Annotated in this window: 3 protein-coding genes; 2 read left to right on the top strand and 1 reads right to left on the bottom strand. The window is 61.5% G+C overall.

Annotation, left to right across the window (positions count from 1 at the left end):
* On the bottom strand, positions 1-612 hold a 612-nt coding region (locus tag AC1DS3_RS37735), incomplete at its 3' end, for an AraC family transcriptional regulator (protein WP_477129262.1).
* Positions 613-738: 126 nt separating this feature from the next.
* On the opposite strand from AC1DS3_RS37735, the gene AC1DS3_RS37740 reads away from it, so the two are divergent.
* A complete protein-coding gene (locus AC1DS3_RS37740; protein WP_459376429.1) occupies positions 739-1,650 on the top strand; it encodes a TauD/TfdA dioxygenase family protein in 912 nt (303 codons plus the stop codon).
* A 9-nt stretch (positions 1,651-1,659) separates the two neighbouring features.
* Positions 1,660-2,220: an RBBP9/YdeN family alpha/beta hydrolase gene (locus AC1DS3_RS37745; RefSeq protein ID WP_477129263.1), complete on the top strand. Its 561-nt coding sequence runs from the start codon at positions 1,660-1,662 to the stop codon at positions 2,218-2,220.
* Positions 2,221-2,453 lie beyond the last annotated feature (233 nt).

A 2,453-nucleotide genomic window follows, 5' to 3' on the forward strand; every position in this document is an offset into this window, starting at 1 on the left:
GCGTGCATCGAGATCGGCCCTCGTGCAGATAATGCAGTTGAAGTCATAGTCGAATTCGACGCAAGGGCCAAAAAACCGTCGGTGCGTACTCAGGTCGCGCGGCGCCGGGTGCTCAAAGCATACGCGTCGCGGCTCCCAGTCGGGCTTGTGGAGTTGACGTATCAATCGCACCATGACCCCTAGCGCCAGTTCAACCCTTTGACGCGTGGGTTGATGTGCGCTGCCAGCCATTACCACCTCGCGAATAATGACAAGTCCATCGCACTCCTCGACCGTCAGCGACAACGCACTGTTGAGCGACGCTTGATAGCGCATCAGCATGCGAAGCGAGTCGCGTAGCGTCGCCTGGTCGCGGATCAGCAATCCTACCGGCCCAAGATTGGACAAAAGGCGCGACTCGGCCATGCACAGTCCGAAACTCTCGTTGCCTGACATGGTTGCGGACGCCTGAAGCAGCCTTCCGACACGCTCGACCGGAATCATGATGTCCGGTTCGCTCAGTACGCTCGGACTCAACCCCGCGTCAAGGAGCATCCGCACCGGATCCAGTCCGGCGGCTCGAGCGACCTCGCTGTAGTTGGTGAGGGCCGCGGCGCGGACAAGTGACGACATTAGAGAGACGAGTGGGACATTGACATGGAATGATAAATCCCTGTCATGTACTGTCAAGCGGGAGATACCCGCGACATCCAAACTCGCAAGGATCGATCGGCCTAACCGACAATCGGAGACACGCACATGAATCAACGCCTCAAGGCGGCACCCGCAGTGGTCCGCGCAACCTCGCTGGGCAATTCGATCCGGGTTGAGCCCATCACTTGCACGATCGGCGCGGAGCTCAGCAACGTCAACCTTGGCGCGGCTGCCGAGGACGACCAACAGATGGCGGAGATTCGGGCGCTGCTCCTAAAGCATCGCGTGGTGTTCTTCCGCGACCAGGACATCACGCGCGCGCAGCACGTGGCCTTTGCGCGCCGCTTCGGTGAACTGGAGGACCACCCGGTGGTAGGCAGCCATCCCGATTACCCAGGACTGGTTCAGATTTATAAGACCCCGGACAGCCCTCCCGAGCGCAACGAGAATTCCTGGCATACCGATGCCACTTGGCGCGAAAAGCCTCCGATGGGCTGTGTGCTGCGCTGCATCGAATGCCCGCCTGTGGGCGGTGACACGATGTGGGTCAACATGGTCGAGGCTTACAACCAGTTGCCCGAGGATATCAAGACGAAGATCGCCACATTGCGCGCGCGCCACAGCATCGAGGCGAGCTTCGGTGCCGCCATGCCGATCGAAAAGCGTCTTGCACTGAAGGCTCAGTACCCGGACGCCGAGCACCCGGTTGTACGCATCCATCCCGAAACCGGAGAGAAAGTGCTGTTCGTCAATGGGAGCTTTACGACGCACTTCACGAATTTCAATGTGCCGGCCAACGTGCGCTTCGGGCTGGACAAGGCGCCGGGTGCCGGCAATTTGCTTAGCTACCTGGTCAGTCAGGCCAATATCCCCGAATACCAAGTGCGTTTTCGCTGGAAGAAGAACAGCGTTGCGTTCTGGGACAACCGTTCAACCCAGCACTACGCAGTGATGGATTATCCACCGTGCCACCGAAAGATGGAGCGTACCGCCATCATCGGTGACGCGCCTTACTGAAAGATCGACATGACCTCTACGGCACCGACCGTTCTCATCGTCCCTGGCCTGCGTGACCATGTGCCGGAACACTGGCAAACCCTCCTTGCGGCGACGCTGCCTCGCGTCGTCAGCGTCGCGCCGCTTGAGCAAGACAAGCTGAGTTGCGCCGCCCGCGTCAACGCAATCGATCGCGCGTTGGCCACCATCGAGGGGCCGGTGATCATCRTGGCGCACAGCGCAGGCGCGATGATGGTCGCCCATTTGGCAGCCCGAGGCGCCACAGGCGAGATCCTTGGCGCACTGCTCGCGGCGCCCGCGGACCTCGAAACGTCCATGCCGGCAGGCTATCCGACGCTCGCCACGCTGAGCGACCACGGCTGGCTGCCGATCCCTCGCAGCACGTTGCCGTTTCCGAGCATCGTTGCGGCTAGCAGCAACGATCCTCTGACGCGTCTCGATCGCGCCCGTAGCCTGGCGAAGGCGTGGGGCAGCCGCTTTGTCGAACTCGGCGAGGTCGGGCATTTGAATCCCGCTTCAGGCTATGGCGAATGGCCGCAAGCCAAAGAGTTCATTCGCGAACTCTCCTGACTGAACCCGCCGCGGACTGCCGCCGGCCGAAAAAAGAGCGAGTCTGTGGGATTTGRAGACGGCAACGCCCGCTAAGGACGATCAACCACATTCGACGCCCACGATCCGCGTGCTTACCTGACGGACGCGCCGCAACGGCAGGTAACCCGGCCGGCCATGCGGCGGGAATCGGCCCCTGCCCCGGCAATTGGGAGCTCGCCGGAACGACGATGCCGCATACACTGGCCAATGAC

This window comes from Cupriavidus sp. 01L46, from assembly GCF_056399905.1.